Source organism: Halomonas sp. 3H, assembly GCF_024206005.1.
GTDB classification, from domain to species: domain Bacteria; phylum Pseudomonadota; class Gammaproteobacteria; order Pseudomonadales; family Halomonadaceae; genus Halomonas; species Halomonas campaniensis.
Map to the genome: position 1 here is coordinate 3028663 of NZ_CP100360.1, position 15497 is coordinate 3044159.

The window sequence follows — 15497 nt, forward strand, 5'->3', positions numbered from 1 at the left end:
GACCCTATGAGGAGCGGCGCCCCCTCTGTGCTCACTGCCTTGACCCGGAGCCTGCAGCCCATGACCGACGAGCCCCTTCCCGAGAACGATGCCGCCCTGGCAGCCTCCACCACCCGCATGGAACGACTGGCGGCGGTCAGGCCCCGCCTGCTCTCCTTCGCCCGGCTTCACCTCAGGGACAACGCCCTGGCCGAGGACGCCGTTCAGGAGGCGTTGATGGCCGCCATCGAGAAGGATGCCAGCTTCGCCGGACGCTCAGGCTACGAGACCTGGGTCTTCGGTATCCTCAAGTACAAGATCCTCGATGTGATGCGCCTCCAGAAACGTCAGGGGCGCCTGCAGCCCCTGGATGACGAGAGCGACGACGATGCCATCGACCGGCAGTTCCAGGAGAACGGGCGCTGGCAGGACCATGCCCGGCCGGCCAGCTGGGGGGATCCGGACCAGGTCTTCGAGAACGAGCACTTCTGGCAGGTATTCGATGCCTGCATGATCACGCTGCCGGACAACACGGCCCGGGTCTTCTCGCTGCGGGAACTGATGGGGCTCTCCACCGAGGAGATTTGCAGGGAACTCGGTATCAGGGAAAACAACTGCTGGGTCATTCTGCATCGCGCCCGGCTGAAGCTGCGAGCCTGCCTGCAGCAGGGCTGGCTGAAGGAGGAAACGGCATGATGATGTGCAAGGCGGCGACCCGCCTGATGTCACTCAAGCAGGATCGCCGCTTGACGTTCCAGGAAAGCCTGTCGCTGCGCTTTCACCTGACGATGTGCGGTGCCTGCCGGCAGTGCGACCGTCAGTTCTCTCTGCTGCATCGGGTGGGGAAGCGCTTCGAGGCCGAGTTCGAAGAGATGCCCGGTGATGACGGCGCCGGCACTGGCGGACCCGGACGCCGGGAGTAGGACATGGCGGTTCAGTCTCCCGCCGCTTCTGCGGCGATGCCTTCCAGAACTTCCGCCACCCTGTCCAGCGGGAGTTCGCAGTCGCTCAGCGCATGGCGCTCGGCCAGGTAGTGGGGAGAGTTCCACTCGACCAGCGTCCGTTCCTCGTCGACTCGGATCACCATCTTCTGGGGCAGATCCAGGGCCAGACTCCCCTGGCATTGCATCATGGGCGTACCGACCTCGGGGTTGCCGAAGATGAAGGTGCGGGTCGGCGGCAGCGACAGCTCGACGCTCTCGGCATTGCCGGCATGATCCACCACCGTCACCAGTCGCATGCCGCGCGCCTCAAGTGCCGCCCGCAACCGCTCGTCCACCTGCTCGATGCCATCATGGCTGGTCAGGCGCTCGACGCCGTCATCGGCAGCATGGGCGGCACCGCCCCAGGACAACATCAGCACGACCAGCAGAATGGGGGTCTTGAACATGGGTATGTCTCCGGAAGAGTGTTGAGTGAGCGTCGTGCCCCTCATGCCCCCTCCGCCATCACCGGCTGGGCTTCCCGACGCCAGTGCCGCAGGGTCGAGGGGTGAACGCCAAACGACTCGGGGAGTGCCAGGCCGAGCGGCTCGGCCAGCAGGCCGAGGATCGCCATGTGGTGGATGGTGTGGCTGGTCAGGAAGGCCAGCTCACGGTCGAGGCTGGTGGAAAGGGCCAGCGGCTCCTCGCCCACGGGATAGGCCAGGGCCAGGGACGCCGGGGGCGTCTGGTCGGCCAGCGCCAGCAGGGCGGCCTCGATATCGGTGACCCGCTGGGCGGCTCGGGCGGGCCACTGCTCGAGCACCTCGTCACGGCGACGATGCTCGTAGTCGAGGGACGTTCCGCCGGCCTCGAGGCCGCCGAGCAGGGCATCGTAGTGGTCGATGATGTGTCGAACGTGCTTGCCCAGGGTATGGCGGCCGGCCGCACCGAAGGGCTGTCGGTAGGCGGCAGGCGTCAGGTCATCCAGCAGGCCCTTGAGCTGGGACAGCGCCATGAGGTTCTCCTCGATGAGACCCTCCAGCGGGCGGGGTCGTCCTGATGCAGGCTGTGTCATGGCCGGGTTCTCCAGGTTGCCGATGGGGTGTCATGAGCGCTTCGGGGAAGGCCGGGCCGGCGCCCATGGCGCGCGGACCGGCCCTCGGCCAGTCACTGGCGAGGCGTCAGTTCCCGGCTTCGCCCTCGGCCTCACCTTCTGCCTCTCCTTCCGCCTCGCCCTCGGCTTCGCCTTCCGCTTCAGCCTCGCCCTGGGCTTCACCGGCGCCTTCGGCACCGCCTTCCGCGCCGCCCTCGGCATGGGCCTCGGCCAGCATCAGCGGGGCTTCCTGGCCGCTGGTGTAGGTCGCCTCGGTGGCCGTGTCGCTGGCCACTGCCTGGAAGGCCGCACCGCTGGCGACCAGCAGCAGCGCCGGAGTCGTGTAGCCCAGCTGGCGACCCAGGCGCCCCAGCAGGCTGCGGCGTTTCTCGTCTTGCAATGTCATGGTCATGACCTCCTCGGTGATGCATCTCGCGATGCGATGGACGGCATGCCGCAGCACGCCGCTTTGCAGTGACGCCAGCCTCCTCATCGAGGCTGGCCTCCCTTCGGCGACGCCCACCCATGGACGCCACCCTCTGCTCGGTACCATCTTGTCCTGCCAACCCGACTATCCAGCCAGTCACTCCCTTGCCATGGCCGGATCGGCCGGCCGGCGGGCGGCCGTATCTCGTTCGGCCAGCCAGTCGACCAGCGGATCGGCCGTGGCCGAATGATCGACGTCGCCCACGGCAAGGCGTTCCAGCCGGGAGACCCAGTCGCCGAGGGCGGTCACCCCGTCGGGCATCAGGGGCTCGTCCGGCGACGTGATGCAGCGCGGCAGCAATGCCCCCATGACGTCAAGCACCCCGGCGGGGGCCATCGCCTCCCCCGCTTCGGCGGGCACCAGCACGGCCCGGATTGCCACCCTGCCGGGCGCCGTCGCCGGCGACTCACCGGCGGGCGTCGCCAGCGGCAGGCCCAGCGGCTCGGCCGCGTCGGGCGCCATCAGGGGCAGCCGCAGGCCGCGGGTCAGGGTCGCCCCCGTGGCCGTCAGCCGCTGCAGCCGCTCCCGGCAGGCCACCTCGTCGGGCAGCAGGCAGAGCACCCCCTCCCCTTCCGGGGTGACCAGCAGGCCGGCATCGACCACCGGGCGACCGGGTCGCGCGGCCTGGCCGACCAGATGGGCCAGCAGCGCCGGGGCGAGCTGGGGCAGCGTCAGCCGCGACCTTGTCACCGCGTGGTCAGCCACCAGGGCGTAGCCGGTCGTCGCGGGCAGCAGGGCCAGGCGCGGAAGCCCGATCGCTGCCACCTCGTCCAGCGGGGAGAGCCGCGCGCCGAACAGCGGCGTCAGCCTTGCCAGGGCAGCGGGGGTGCCAACCTCCAGCGCCCAGCGCCGGCCGTCGTGGTCCAGCTGCAGCAGATGTGGCCGGGCACGGGCCGCCGGCACCGCCTCCGTCGCCGGGGCGTCGTCCAGGGCCGGGCCACGCTGACAGAGCAGGCCATCGCGGCACCACTCGCCCAGGGTATGCCAGACGTCGCGACGCAGGGCCGCCAGGTCCGGGGAGCCCTCCCCCTGGGCGGCCAGGGCCAGCTGATCGACGATGGCATCGGGGTCAAGCCCCTCCGTGGCCAGCAGCCAGATCATCGCCGCGGTGTCGTTGGGCCGATAGGTGTGGCCGCTGCGGGCGTCATGGAGCGCCAGCTGGTCATCGTACAGCAGCTCCGCCACCCGACGGCGTTGCAGCACCGGCCGCGGCAGGGGCTGGCCCGCCAGGCCCTCGGCCAGCTGCAGGTCGGCGAGGGTCGGCAAGGAGAAGAACGGCAGGTAGCGCTCGGGGTCGCCGGCCGGCAGCAGGCGCAGGAAGTCACCCGCTCGCACCTGCTCCGCCTCGGCCTCGGCCACCAGGCGGGCCATGGCGTCATCGTCGTCTCCCCCGGTCGCCGCGGGCGCGCTGCCGGGGATGTCCAGCAGCGTGATCATGTCTCTCACCAGCCCACCCTTGACGGCCTCCTCGATCCGCCCGCCGTGCTCCGGGGCGGCGCAGATGCCCAGCGACGGGCTGAGGTTGCACTCCAGGATCCAGGGCGTGAGGGCGTCATCCACCAGGCAGTCGAGCCCCAGCAGCTCGTAGCAGCCGCGCGGGTCCGCCCCCACCTCAGCGGTGCGGCGACGCATGGCATCCACCGCCGAGATGACCGTCAGGGCCACCAGGTCGTGGATCCGGGCGAAGAGGCGATCGTCGTCATGCCCCTGGTCACGCAGCCAGGTCCGGTAGCGGTCGAGGTCAATGAACTCCACCGGCACCTCGGCGCGGTCGTTGAGGGCGTTGATGTCCGGGTTGGTCAGCTGGCTGTAGGGGTTGTCGGCATCCTCCGGGTCCCAGGGCTCCGAGGCCAGCTTGGCAAACCCCTGACGGTAGAGGTAGACGCGCAGCGGCTCCAGCGAGCTGATCAGCACGTAGAGGCGCAGCACATACTTGTGACCGCGGATGGTGTGCGGGTTGGCCAGGTACTCCTGCACCATCCAGTCCTGCGCCAGCGGCGCCTCGCCCGCATCGCGCAACACTCGCACGCCCTTCCCCTTGGAGGCATTGGTGGGCTTGAGGATCCAGCGCTGCTCGGGATTGGCCAGGGCGGCCTGCTGCAGGGCGTGGTAGTCGTGGGGCATCACCCAGGCGTGCGGGAAGAACGCCAGCCGCGAGGCCGCGTCGCTGTCCGCCCCGTGGCTCGCCACGATGCGCTCGCGGAGCGTGGAAAGGCTCGCGTGGAGCCGGCTCTTGACGGTCAGCGCCGCATTGCCGGGGAAGTGGTTGAGCCGGCGCGCCGGCGAGACCCGCCGGAACTGGGCGGGGTCGGGCATGCCGGTGATCCAGCCGGCGTCCCACTCCTGGTCGTCCCCGGCCTCCCAGCCCAGCGGTTCCAGGGCCTCGCGGAAGAACCGGTCCTGCTCGGCGGCCCGTCGGCCACCCAGCCAAAAGCGTCGGGTCGGCGAATGCGGCTCGGTCATGCGGCTGCTCTCCTCTCGGCCATGGCGACCCTGTCCGGTTGGGGGCGCCTCAGTGGTTGAGTCGTTGTCAGTACAGGGTCCTTACAGCGATAGCAACTTCCGGACGATATGTCGCGGCCTTGATTTATGGATCGATCGGTACTAAATTCCAGGGCATGACACGAGGACGCCCCATCGCCTTCAGCCCGGACGAGGCTGCCAGCGCCGCCATGCAGGTCTTCTGGGCCCGAGGCTACGATGCCGCCTCGACCCGGGACCTGCTCGAGGCCATGCATATCTCGCGCAGCAGCCTCTACCAGGCCTTCGGCAACAAGGAGCAGCTGTTCCTGGAGGCCCTGCGTCGCTATCGCGAAGCGCTGATCGGCCGACTCGGTCGACGCCTGGCGGCCGCTCCCTCGGCCATGGACTTCCTCGAGGCGCTGTTCCGCGAAACGGCCGATGAGGCCGGCAGCGAGCGCGCCGCCCTGGGCTGCCTGATCTTCAACTCCGCCACCGAGCTTGGCCAGCGCGGCGACCTGCCCTCGCACCATGCGCGGCAGAGCCTAGCCGCCATCACGGGGCTCTTCCACCGGGCGGTGGTTCAGGCGCAGCGCGAGGGCGACATCGCGCCGGAGCGTGACGCCGAGGCACTGGCCACCTACCTGACCCTGGGCATGGCCGGGCTCAGGACGCTGCTGAAGAGCGGCGCGGACCCTGATCAGGCCCGACAGGCCGTTGCCCTGCTGCTCGAGGCGCTGCGCAGGTGACGAAGCTCGCGGCACTTTTTTCGCCATATATGGACCGATCGTTCCATATATAAAATAGCCGCAACACCCACGATCCCCCTCACGACACAGAAGGAGATACCCCATGGCAGCCGACTATCAGATGCAGCTGGCCCCGCAGGCCCTCGACACGGCGGACGCCAAGGCAAGGCCGCTGCTCGAGCAGGCCAACGCCAAGCTGGGTTTCGTGCCCAACATGTACGAGGGCATGGCCAAGGCGCCGGGCGTGCTGGACACCTACCTGCACGGCTATGAGCTGTTCCGCAACGATTCGGGATTCGCGCCCCCCGAGCAGGAGGTGGTCTTCCTGACCATCAGCCGGCTCAACGGCTGCGCCTACTGCATGTCCGCCCACAGCATGCTGGCCGACAAGATGTCCCAGGTCCCGGCCGATGTGCTCGAGGCGATCCGCGGTGGCCAGCCGATCCCCGACGAGCGCCTCGCGGCGCTGGCCGAGTTCACCCGGGTGATGTTCGAGACCCGCGGCATGCCGAGCCAGGCCGACGTCAAGGCATTCCTGGATGCCGGCTTCGAGGAACAACAGGTGCTGCAGGTCGTGCTGGCCCTGGCCGTGAAGACGCTCTCCAACTACGCGAACCACGTCAACCACCCGGAAGTGGATGACGCCTTCGCCGGCCACGCCTGGCAGGGCTGAAGACGTCGCCGGAAGGTAAAACGGAGATAATAGAAAATCCTCTTATAACCTAATGTGCTAGATGTGTCAGGAAGCATTCTTGGCGAGGGAGCGCCACCCCGTTGCAGCATGGAGGCCATGCCCCATTCCTGACGAGGAGGATCGCCCATGAGATCCCGACTGCTCATCGCCGCCGGCGCCCTGGCCATCGCCGGCCCGGCCCATGCCCTTCACCCCGCGCCGCTGGTCGAGGCCGAGTGGCTCGACCAGCAGCTGGGCAGTGACGGCCTGGTGGTGCTGGACGTGCGCTCGGCCATCGACGACGGCGGCGACCGGGCCGCCTTCGAGGCCGCCCGCATCCCCGGCAGCCGCTACAGCAGCTATACCGATGCCGGCTGGCGCGAGACCCGCGACGACGTGGCCGGCCTGATGCCGGACGTCGCCGACCTGGAGGCGGTGATCGGCGGCCTGGGCATCGGCAACGACGACACCGTGGTGGTGGTCGCCGGCGGCACCGGCCCCACCGACTTCGGCAGCGCCGCGCGCATCTACTGGACCTTCAAGGCGCTGGGCCACGACGAGGTGACGATCCTCAACGGGGGCTTCGCCGGCTGGGAGGCCCAGGGCTTCGATGTCGCCTCGGGCTCGCCCGACACGCCCGAGGCCACGGACTTCTCAGGCTCCCTGCAGGCGCACCTGCTCGCCACCACCGAGGAGGTGGAATCGGCCCGGGAGGCCGACGAGCCGCTGGTGGACGCCCGCCCGCCGGGCTTCTTCACCGGCGAGACCCAGTCCCCCGCCACCCGCGCCCCCGGCACCATCCCCGGCTCGGCCAACCTGCCCCATGACGGCGCTCTGGTCGAGCGCGACGGTGCCTACTACCTGGAGCCGGAGCGGCTGAACGCCAATCTCGAGGCCCTGGGGCTGGATCCTCAGGCGCCCACCGTGGCGTTCTGCAATACCGGCCACTGGGCCGCCAGCGGCTGGTTCCAGCTCAGCGAGATCGGTGGCCTGGAGAATGTCAGCATGTATGACGGCTCCATGGCCGAGTGGACTCGCGACGACGCACGCGCTCTGCAGCTGGCCGACCGCGGCATCGTCACCGTGGGCGAGCTGGCCGACTGACGCCAGCCGGCTACTCCCGCCACTCCGAACACAGCGCCCCACGGCTCATCGCCGCGGGGCGCTGTGGTGTCTGCCCACCCGCTACCCCAGCCGCTCGGCCAGGGCGTCGAGGTCGGCAACGGTCATGTCCGGCTCGACGCCCCAGGGGTCGAAGGGCGCCTCGGGGCTGCGGCGCACCCAGGCGGCATGCAGGCCGGCGTGGCGTGCGCCGATCACGTCGAAGGGGTTGCTGGAGATCAGCCAGGTGTCGCCCGGCGCCACCTCGAGCCGCTGGCGCAGGTGGGCATAGACCGCGGGGTCGGGCTTGAAGCGCTTGACCTCGTCGACGCTGACCACCTCGTCGAAGTGCTCCCGGAGGCCGGCCTGCTCGAGGAGCCCCTCCACCGCCTCCCGGGTGCCGTTGGAGAACGCCACGCAGCGCACCCCGGCCCGGGCCAGGCGTTCGAGGGCACCGGACGCCTCGGCAAAGGCCGGCAGGCGGGCATAGACCGCCATCAGGTGTTCCTTGTCGACGTCTGCCAGGCGGGTCTGCAGGGCGCGGTCGGTGAACTCCAGCGCCTCCCGGGTACACTGGCCGAAGGGCACATAGGCCCCCATCAGCCCGCGCCGGAAGCTGTACTCCAGCTGCTTGTCACGCCAGCGGCGCGAGAACTCGGCGGCCAGCTCTCCCCTGCCGGTGGCGCCGAGTCGCGCCTCAAGTTCGGTGACCACCCCATGGGTGTCGATCAGGGTGCCGTAGACATCGAAGGCCAGAACCGTTGCCATCGTCTTGCTCCTCGCTTGGATATCGAAAACAGAGCATGGGGCTCATGCCCCCGAGGCTCAAGCCCCGCAGAAACTGCCCCGAACAGCTGTCCCATGAACATGAAAGCGCCGCGGGGTCTCCCCCGCGGCGTTCTTGTTGTCAGCAACCGTGATTGTCAGCTGCCGCTATTGGCGGCTGCCGTGTTCCGTCAGGCGCGCACGGCCTGGATGGCACCCTCGCGCACCAGCGCATCGGCGACCTTGTCCACCGCCCGGCGCGCGCGGGCGACGATCTCGTCGACCTCGTCGCGGGTGGCGATCAGCGGCGGCGCGAAGCCCAGGATGTCGCCCTGGGGCATGGCCCGGGCGATCAGGTTCTCTTCCAGCACCGCGGCGGCGATGCGCGGACCGACCTTGAGGGCCGGGTCGAAGTGCTCGCGCTTCTCGGGCCGGGGAGAGAACTCCAGGGCCGCCAGCATGCCCACGCCGCGCACGTTGCCGACGATGGGATGGTCGCCGAAGGCATCTGCCATGGCCTGCTGCAGGTAGGCGCCGGTGTCGCGGGCGTTCTCGGTCAGGCCCTCGCGCTCGATGATCGCCAGGTTGGCCAGCGCCGCCGCACAGCCCAGGGCGTGGCCGGAGTAGGTCCAGCCGTGGCCGATGGGGCCGTACTGGCCGGTGCCCTGCTCGAGCACCTGCCACACGCGGTCGCCGACGATGACGCCGGAGAGCGGCTGGTAGGCGCTGGTGAGACCCTTGGCGACGGTGATCAGGTCGGGCTTGATACCGTAGAGGTGGCTGCCGAAGTCGGCGCCGATGCGCCCGAAGCCGCACACCACCTCGTCGGCGATCAGCAGCACGTCGTACTTCGCCAGCACCGCCTGGATCGCCTCCCAGTAGCCCTCCGGCGGCGGCACGATGCCGCCGGTGCCGAGTACCGGCTCGCCGATGAAGGCAGCCACGGTCTCCGGCCCCTCGGCCAGGATCATCTCCTCGAGCTTCGCCGCGCAGTGCTGGGAGAACTCCCGCTCGGTCATGCCCTCCTGCTCGGCGGCGCGATGGTAGTAGTACGGCGCCTCGGTGTGCAGGATGCCCTCGAAGGGCAGGTCGAACTGGTCGTGGAACGCCTTGAGGCCGGTCAGCGAGCCGGTGGCCAGGCCCGAGCCGTGGTAGCCGCGCATGCGCGAGATCACCTTCTTCTTCCGGGGCAGGCCGCGCACGTTGTTGTAGTAGCGGACGATCTTGAGCTGGGTCTCGTTGGCGTCACTGCCGCCCAGGCCATAGTAGACCTTGGACATGCCGGGGCCGGCGAGCTCGAGGATCCTCTCGGAGAGGGCGATCTGCGGCTCGTTGGAGTGGCCCACATAGGTGTGGTAGTACGAGAGCTCCAGGGCCTGCTGGTAGATGGCCTCGGCCACCTCGGTGCGACCGTAGCCGATGTTGACGCAGTAGAGGCCGGCGAAGCCGTCGATGAACTCGCGGCCGTCCTTGTCACGGATATGGATGCCCTTGCCACCGGTGATCACGCGGCCCGGCGCATCGCCATTGGCGAAGTCGCGCAGGTGGGTGGAGGCATGGAAGGTCACCTTGCGGTCGCGGTCGATCAGGTCCTGGTGCTGCTGGCTCATGTCGTTCTCTCTGTTTTCAAGGCTCCCCGGCGTCCCGCCGGGGAGAAGGTTCATCAATGGGGTCGGTCAATCAGCTCCCGGATACGGAGCCCAGGGCGCCCAGGCAGTAGTACTTCGTCTCGAGATACTCGTCGATGCCGGTGATGCCACCCTCGCGGCCGAGGCCGGAGTGCTTGACGCCGCCGAAGGGCACGGGCGGGCCGGTCATCTTCACCGAGTTCACCGACACCATGCCGAACTCCAGGGCGCGCATGATCTTCCAGATGCGGCGGATATCGTGGGTGTAGATGTAGGCCGCCAGGCCATACTCGGTGTCGTTGGCCATCTCGATGACCTGGTCGTCGTCGGCGTAGGCGGTGATGCCGGCCACCGGGGCGAAGCTCTCCTCGTGCCAGATCTTCATGTCGTGGGTCACCCCGGTCAGCAGGGTGGGCATGAAGAAGTTCTCGCCCGGCGCCAGGGTCTGGTCGCCGGCCACCAGGGTGGCCCCCTTGGCCAGGGCGTCATCGACGATGGCCGCGGCCTTCTCCACCGCCTGGCGGTGGATCAGCGGACCCAGGTCGACCTCGCTCTCCAGGCCGTTGCCCACGGTCAGCGCCGCCATGCGCTCGGCGAAGTGCTCGACGAATTCGTCGTGGATCGACTCGTGGACCAGGATGCGGTCGGCGGCCAGGCAGTCCTGGCCGGCGGTCTGGAACTTGGCCGCCACCGCGGCGAAGGCCGCCTCCTTCGGGTCCATGTCCGGCCCGACGATGAAGGGCGCATTGCCGCCCAGCTCCAGCGACACCCGCTTGACGGTGTTGGCGCTCTGCTCGAGCAGCAGGCGACCCACCCGGGTGGAGCCGGTGAAGGAGAGCGCCTTGACGCGGTCCTCGGCGCACAGGATCTTCGACACCTCGACGGGCTCGCCCAGCACCACGTTGAATACCCCGGCCGGGATGCCGGCACGCTCGGCCAGCTCGGCCAGCGCCAGCGCCGAGAAGGGGGTCTCGCCGGCGGGCTTGACGATCACCGGGCAGCCGGCGGCCATGGCGGCGGCGGCCTTGCGGGTGATCATCGCCAGCGGGAAGTTCCACGGCGTGATCAGCGCGGCGATGCCCACCGGCTCCTTGATGGTACCCAGGGCCGCGTTGGGGATGTGGCTGGGGATCGTCTCGCCGAAGGTGCGCTTGCCCTCCTCGGCGAACCAGCGCACGAAGCTGGCCCCGTACTCGACCTCGCCACGGGCGTCCGGCAGCGGCTTGCCCTGCTCCAGGGTCATGATGGTGGCCAGGTCCTCGCGGTTGGCCTGCAGCAGGTCGTACCAGGCCAGCAGGCGCTCGCAGCGCTCGTCGGCACGCAGCGCGCGCCAGTGCACGAAGGCGGCCTCGGCGGCGTCCACCGCGGCGCGGATCTGGTGCGCCTCCAGCCAGGGGATGTGACCGATCACCTCGCCGGTGGCGGGGTCCTGGACGGCCTCCTCGCGGCCGCCCTCGCCGTGGGTCCACTTGCCGTCGACATAGGCGTGCTGACGGAACAGACGCGGATCGTCGAGCATGGTGGACAGCGTCCTGGACAGTTTCATGTTCATGCGGCACCTCCCCTGACGCACCGGCCGGATTGACGTTGTGTGGCCGGTGATGTTCCGGCGCGGCTGGGCGCCGAAAGAAAAAAGAAAAAACGGGCGAGCCGCCCGGTTGCGTCCGGTGCGGCTCGATGGGGTCATGATAGGGGAAGGGGGGCGGGGGGACTTTTCGTTGGCCGGCGAGGCGAATGGGCTTTTTTTCGTCCTCGCCGGCCTGACGCGAAGTTTTTCTGCGGGCCCTCAGCCCGCCGCCGGGTCGACCAGCGCAGCCTCGGTGAATACCAGCAGGCCCAGCTCCGGCCGATAGCCGTGGATCTCGGTGACGTCCAGGGCCTGCAGGAAGTGGAGGATCTCCTCGCTGACCACCTGCCCCGGCACCAGCACCGGGAAGCCCGGCGGATAGGGGATCACGAAGCTCGCCGAGACCACGTCGCGGCCGGCGCGCATTGCCGCCTGCAGCTCGCCGTTGTCGAAGCGCAGGTACTCGGTGTTCTCCTCGTCGTAGCTGAGGAAGTAGGCGCGGCGGATGTCCCCCTCCGGGGTGTGCCCGCCGGGGTCCGGGCGGAAGGCATCGTGGAAGCGGCTGAAGTCGGGCAGCGGCGGCAGTTCCTCGGTCAGCGAGCGCACCCGGTGCTCGATGATCTTGCGCTCGGGCCGGCTGCTCTCCTCCCAGCGGGCCTCGAACTCCTTGGCCAGCTTGATCAGCACGTCGAGCAGGTAGGCGATGGAGCCCCGGGTAGTGCCGATGTTGGTCATGAACAGCACGGTATTGCGCGAGGTCTTGTTGATCTGGATGCCGTACTTGTTCATCAGGTATTCGTTCTTGAAGGTGTCGCCGTCGATGCCGGTGGCGCCGATGGCGATGGTGATGCGGCTCGGGTCGACCACGAACTCGTCGTTGGCCCAGGCCTCCTCCATCTTGTTCCAGCCGGTGACCGGGTCATAGAAGGTATCGACCCCGGACTGCCGGTACTCCAGCGGCACCATGTCCTTGTTGATCAGCACCCGGAAGTACTTCTGCAGCAGCGGGTGGGTATAGAGCTGCTCGCGCAGGGAGAGCGCCGCCTCCACCTGGGCGTGCACCAGCTCGAAGCCCTCCATCTCGGCCTGCATGCGGCCCACGTCCAGCGAGGCGATGATCTGGTAGTTGGGCGAGGTGGAGGTGTGGGTCATGTAGGCCTCGTGGAACGGCGCCTCGACCTTCTGGCGGTAGTCCTGGTCCCAGACATGGATCATCGAGCCCTGGCGCAGCGAGGTCAGGGTCTTGTGGGTGGAGTGGGTGGCGTAGGTGCGGATGCGCACCGCGTCGGGGTCGGGCAGCAGCCGACGCTCCAGCCAGGTGGCGTCGTCGTCGGGGTCGAGCTGGTCGAACTCGGCCTTCCAGGCCGCATACTCCTCGCGGTAGGCCTCGCTGCGGTAGCGGTCGCGCAGGGTGCGGGCGGCATGCATGGCGGTGCGCGGCCGGTAGGTGGGGTTGAAGCCGGCGAAGGCGAACCACGCCTCATCCCACAGGAACACCAGGTCGGGCTTGATCGCCAGGCACTCCTCCATCACCCGGCGCACGTTGTAGACCACCCCGTCGAAGGTGCAGTTGGTCAGCAGCAGCATCTTGACCTTGTCCAGGTTGCCGGCGCGCTTGTACTCGAGCAGCGTCTTCTTGATCTCCCTGAGGGGTACCGCGCCGTACATGGAGTAGTCATGCAGCGGATAGGAGTCCAGGTAGCTGACGTGGGCTCCGGCCAGCACCATGCCGTAGTGGTGGGACTTGTGGCAGTCGCGGTCGATCAGCACGATGTCGCGGGGCTTGACCAGCGCCTGCACCACGATCTTGTTGGCGGTGGAGGTGCCGTTGGTGACGAAGAAGCTCTGTCGGGAGCCGAAGGCGCGGGCGGCGTACTCCTGGGCCTTCTTGATCGGGCCGTAGGGCTGCAGCAGCGAATCCAGCCCCCCGGAGGTGGCCGAGGTCTCGGCGAGGAAGATGTTGATGCCGTAGAAGTCGATCATGTGGCCCGCCCAGTGGGAGCGGGTCACCGACTTGCCACGCGAGATGGGCATGGCGTGGAAGACCCCGGTGGGCTTCTTGCTGTACTCGCGCAGGGCATCGAAGAAGGGCGTGCGGTAGCGGTTGTCGATGGCGCGCAGGATGGTGTGGTGCTGCTCGATGTAGTCCGTCTCGCGGTAGAAGATGCGGTTGAAGTGGCGGATGTCGCGGCTGGCCGTGGCCTCCACGTCGCCGCTGGTGACCAGGAACTGGTCGATCTCCGGGCGCAGCTCGTGGATCATCGAGCTCAGCAGGATGCTGCGCTCGGCCTCGGACTGGTTCTCCAACGCCTGCTCGGAGAGCCCCTCGAGGTAGTTGCGCAGGGCGCTGAGGTTGTACTTGGACTTGTAGGGAAACTCGTAGCGGATCAGGCAGGCCTGGATGTTGGGGTTGACCAGCACCGCGATCAGCGCGTCCTCGAAGCTCCTCACCGTGACCACGTCGTAGACGAAGCGATCCTCGGGGCGGCGCATGTTGCGGAACGCCTCGCGGACCACCTCCTCCTCCTGGGCCGAGAGGTTGTCGACGATCAGCAGCTCGAAGTAGGGCTGGGCGGAGCTATTGGAGGCCGGGTGGCCGCGGCGCAGCTGGGCCAGGGCATCCAGGGTCTCCATGTCCTCGGCATCGGCGTCGGTCTCCGAGAGATCGACGTGGCGGCGCCGGTAGGACTCGCTGATCAGTGCCCGCACCAGGCGCTTGACCACCTTCTCCAGCAGCACGTACTCCTCGCGGTCGAACAGCGACCAGAGGTGGCGGAAGTCCTCCTTGGAGGGGAAGGCGTGGTAATCCTCGATGATCTCGAGCCGCGTCAGCTTGACGTCGATCGCCTTCACCAGGTTCCTCGCCCGGCTATCGTCGGTCAGTCGCACCAGCTGGCCCAGGTCGCGCTTCAGCGCATTCCAGGTATCGGCACGCAGCTGGGAGATCTTGTGATAGAAGCCCAGCGCGGTATAGGGCGTTTCGGTCTGGCTGGTCTCTTGCATGGCGACACCCATCCTTGCTTGTTGTTGACGAGGGGCATCGGCCGCCCGGCGCAACCGGTCATCCGGTCTGCAGCCCGCGCCGGCCATAGCGAACGGTGATCCGCTCCTCGGGAAATTCATCGAAACTCAGGTCAAGATTCATGCCGGGCCAGTGGAAGCAGGCCCGGCCCTCGCGGGGGCGATAGAAGGCGGTATAGACGGTGCCGAGCCCTCGCCGGTAGTCGTGGCGGAACAGCGGCGGCGCCGAGAAGGCAGCGACCAGCCGCTCCTCGGTGGTGGCCTCGTCGTCCACCAGGATGGAGAGCTGGCGCTCGCGGATCAGCGTCTCCGAGGCCAGGGCATGGGCATACCACTCGATCCGCTTCTGGTGGTTGGTGGCTACCGGCACGCGGCGGATGCTGGCCCGGCGATCGGGGGCGATCATCGCCGTCACGTAGCGCCCGGAAGCGTCGGCCACGGTGATGTTGTAGGCCATGTGGGTCGGGACCCGGGAGAGCACCTCCGCCGCCTCGGGCACCGTGTCGCAGAACTCCAGCAGGTAGCGCAGGATGACCGGCGCGCCGAAGCCCTCGCCCACCACCTGGCGCCCCCCGAAGGCCAGCGACACGGCGAGCCCGCGGTCGTTCATGCCGTCGAGCACGCCCCACAGGCAGTCCGACATGGCGATCACCCGGCGCGCGTTCCAGTGGGTGTAGAGGATGGTGCCCTCGCACAGCTCCGGGGGGTAGTCGTAGTTTCGCGCCAGCAGGGTGGCACCGGGTCGCGCCAGTACCGCCTGGGAGCAGCCGGTGATGTAGGGCGGCGGCTGGTAGAGGCTGAGGAAGCGCGAGGCCAGGTCGCCGCCACCCACCAGCTCGCAGAGCGCCCGATAGGTATCGAGCAGCTCCGGCATGTGCCGACGCAGGGCGTTGTAGCAGGCGAGATACCCGGGGCGCTCGCGCTCCCCCTCGGCGAGGTACCAGGACTCGTAGGCCGGCCAGTGGTAGTCGAACAGCGACCGCCACTTGGCACCCGGTGCCGCCTCGAGCACGGTACGGAAAACCAGCGTCTTGTCGTCCATTTCGGCCGG

Annotated in this window: 14 protein-coding genes; 5 read left to right on the forward strand and 9 right to left on the reverse strand. The window is 68.6% G+C overall.

What is annotated here, in order from left to right:
• The first annotated feature begins 60 nt into the window (after positions 1-60).
• Together NFC98_RS13985 and NFC98_RS13990 are read left to right on the forward strand one after the other, a co-directional pair.
• On the forward strand, positions 61-675 hold the full coding sequence (locus tag NFC98_RS13985; protein WP_254275532.1) for a sigma-70 family RNA polymerase sigma factor: 615 nt from the start codon (positions 61-63) through the stop codon (positions 673-675).
• On the forward strand, positions 672-902 hold the full coding sequence (locus NFC98_RS13990; RefSeq protein WP_254275533.1) for a zf-HC2 domain-containing protein: 231 nt from the start codon (positions 672-674) through the stop codon (positions 900-902). The genes NFC98_RS13985 and NFC98_RS13990 overlap by 4 nt, the downstream gene beginning before the upstream one ends.
• Positions 903-913: 11 nt before the next feature.
• On the opposite strand, the gene NFC98_RS13995 is transcribed toward NFC98_RS13990, so the two are convergent.
• The 4 genes from NFC98_RS13995 to NFC98_RS14010 all read right to left on the reverse strand — a co-directional run bounded on the left by NFC98_RS13995 (position 914) and on the right by NFC98_RS14010 (position 4945).
• On the reverse strand, positions 914-1369 hold the full coding sequence (locus NFC98_RS13995; protein ID WP_254275534.1) for a DUF302 domain-containing protein: 456 nt from the start codon (positions 1367-1369) through the stop codon (positions 914-916).
• Between the two features lie 41 nt (positions 1370-1410).
• The gene (locus tag NFC98_RS14000) at positions 1411-1917 is read right to left on the reverse strand and encodes a DinB family protein (RefSeq protein WP_254275535.1); all 507 of its coding nucleotides are present in this window, start codon (positions 1915-1917) and stop codon (positions 1411-1413) included.
• Positions 1918-2083: 166 nt separating this feature from the next.
• Positions 2084-2401: a hypothetical protein gene (locus NFC98_RS14005; protein ID WP_254275536.1), complete on the reverse strand. Its 318-nt coding sequence runs from the start codon at positions 2399-2401 to the stop codon at positions 2084-2086.
• A gap of 177 nt (positions 2402-2578) precedes the next feature.
• Positions 2579-4945: a hypothetical protein gene (locus NFC98_RS14010; protein WP_254275537.1), complete on the reverse strand. Its 2367-nt coding sequence runs from the start codon at positions 4943-4945 to the stop codon at positions 2579-2581.
• Between the two features lie 155 nt (positions 4946-5100).
• On the opposite strand from NFC98_RS14010, the gene NFC98_RS14015 reads away from it, so the two are divergent.
• From NFC98_RS14015 to NFC98_RS14025, 3 genes are all read left to right on the forward strand, one after another.
• Positions 5101-5691 carry a TetR/AcrR family transcriptional regulator gene (locus NFC98_RS14015; RefSeq protein ID WP_254275538.1) on the forward strand — a complete coding sequence of 197 codons (591 nt, stop codon included), beginning with the start codon at positions 5101-5103 and terminating at the stop codon, positions 5689-5691.
• Positions 5692-5794: 103 nt separating this feature from the next.
• Complete coding sequence (locus NFC98_RS14020; protein WP_254275539.1) at positions 5795-6364, forward strand: carboxymuconolactone decarboxylase family protein; 570 nt, start codon at positions 5795-5797, stop codon at positions 6362-6364.
• 147 nt (positions 6365-6511) lie between these two features.
• A complete protein-coding gene (locus NFC98_RS14025) occupies positions 6512-7468 on the forward strand; it encodes a sulfurtransferase (protein WP_254275540.1) in 957 nt (318 codons plus the stop codon).
• Between the two features lie 81 nt (positions 7469-7549).
• On the opposite strand, the gene NFC98_RS14030 is transcribed toward NFC98_RS14025, so the two are convergent.
• The 5 genes from NFC98_RS14030 to NFC98_RS14050 form a co-directional block, all read right to left on the reverse strand.
• Entirely contained in the window at positions 7550-8233 is a 684-nt protein-coding gene (locus tag NFC98_RS14030) for a haloacid dehalogenase type II (protein WP_254275541.1), read from the reverse strand.
• A 188-nt stretch (positions 8234-8421) separates the two neighbouring features.
• Positions 8422-9840, reverse strand: a complete 1419-nt coding sequence (locus NFC98_RS14035) for an aminotransferase (RefSeq protein ID WP_254275542.1) — start codon at positions 9838-9840, stop codon at positions 8422-8424.
• Positions 9841-9910: 70 nt separating this feature from the next.
• The gene (locus NFC98_RS14040) at positions 9911-11410 is read right to left on the reverse strand and encodes an NAD-dependent succinate-semialdehyde dehydrogenase (RefSeq protein WP_254275543.1); all 1500 of its coding nucleotides are present in this window, start codon (positions 11408-11410) and stop codon (positions 9911-9913) included.
• A gap of 234 nt (positions 11411-11644) precedes the next feature.
• Positions 11645-14428, reverse strand: coding sequence for an aminotransferase class I/II-fold pyridoxal phosphate-dependent enzyme (locus NFC98_RS14045; RefSeq protein WP_254275544.1), 2784 nt, complete (start codon positions 14426-14428; stop codon positions 11645-11647).
• A gap of 58 nt (positions 14429-14486) precedes the next feature.
• A complete protein-coding gene (locus NFC98_RS14050; protein ID WP_254275545.1) occupies positions 14487-15488 on the reverse strand; it encodes a C45 family autoproteolytic acyltransferase/hydolase in 1002 nt (333 codons plus the stop codon).
• Positions 15489-15497: the final 9 nt, after the last annotated feature.

Coding starts and splice junctions, on each gene's coding strand:
- NFC98_RS14030 (WP_254275541.1), bottom strand. CDS start 8,233: ATGGCAACGGTTCTGGCCTTCGATGTCTACGGCACCCTGATCGACACC.
- NFC98_RS14005 (WP_254275536.1), bottom strand. CDS start 2,401: ATGACATTGCAAGACGAGAAACGCCGCAGCCTGCTGGGGCGCCTGGGT.
- NFC98_RS13985 (WP_254275532.1), top strand. CDS start 61: ATGACCGACGAGCCCCTTCCCGAGAACGATGCCGCCCTGGCAGCCTCC.
- NFC98_RS14020 (WP_254275539.1), top strand. CDS start 5,795: ATGGCAGCCGACTATCAGATGCAGCTGGCCCCGCAGGCCCTCGACACG.
- NFC98_RS14000 (WP_254275535.1), bottom strand. CDS start 1,917: ATGGCGCTGTCCCAGCTCAAGGGCCTGCTGGATGACCTGACGCCTGCC.
- NFC98_RS13995 (WP_254275534.1), bottom strand. CDS start 1,369: ATGTTCAAGACCCCCATTCTGCTGGTCGTGCTGATGTTGTCCTGGGGC.
- NFC98_RS14035 (WP_254275542.1), bottom strand. CDS start 9,840: ATGAGCCAGCAGCACCAGGACCTGATCGACCGCGACCGCAAGGTGACC.
- NFC98_RS14040 (WP_254275543.1), bottom strand. CDS start 11,410: ATGAACATGAAACTGTCCAGGACGCTGTCCACCATGCTCGACGATCCG.
- NFC98_RS14045 (WP_254275544.1), bottom strand. CDS start 14,428: ATGCAAGAGACCAGCCAGACCGAAACGCCCTATACCGCGCTGGGCTTC.
- NFC98_RS14015 (WP_254275538.1), top strand. CDS start 5,101: ATGACACGAGGACGCCCCATCGCCTTCAGCCCGGACGAGGCTGCCAGC.
- NFC98_RS14050 (WP_254275545.1), bottom strand. CDS start 15,488: ATGGACGACAAGACGCTGGTTTTCCGTACCGTGCTCGAGGCGGCACCG.
- NFC98_RS14025 (WP_254275540.1), top strand. CDS start 6,512: ATGAGATCCCGACTGCTCATCGCCGCCGGCGCCCTGGCCATCGCCGGC.
- NFC98_RS13990 (WP_254275533.1), top strand. CDS start 672: ATGATGATGTGCAAGGCGGCGACCCGCCTGATGTCACTCAAGCAGGAT.
- NFC98_RS14010 (WP_254275537.1), bottom strand. CDS start 4,945: ATGACCGAGCCGCATTCGCCGACCCGACGCTTTTGGCTGGGTGGCCGA.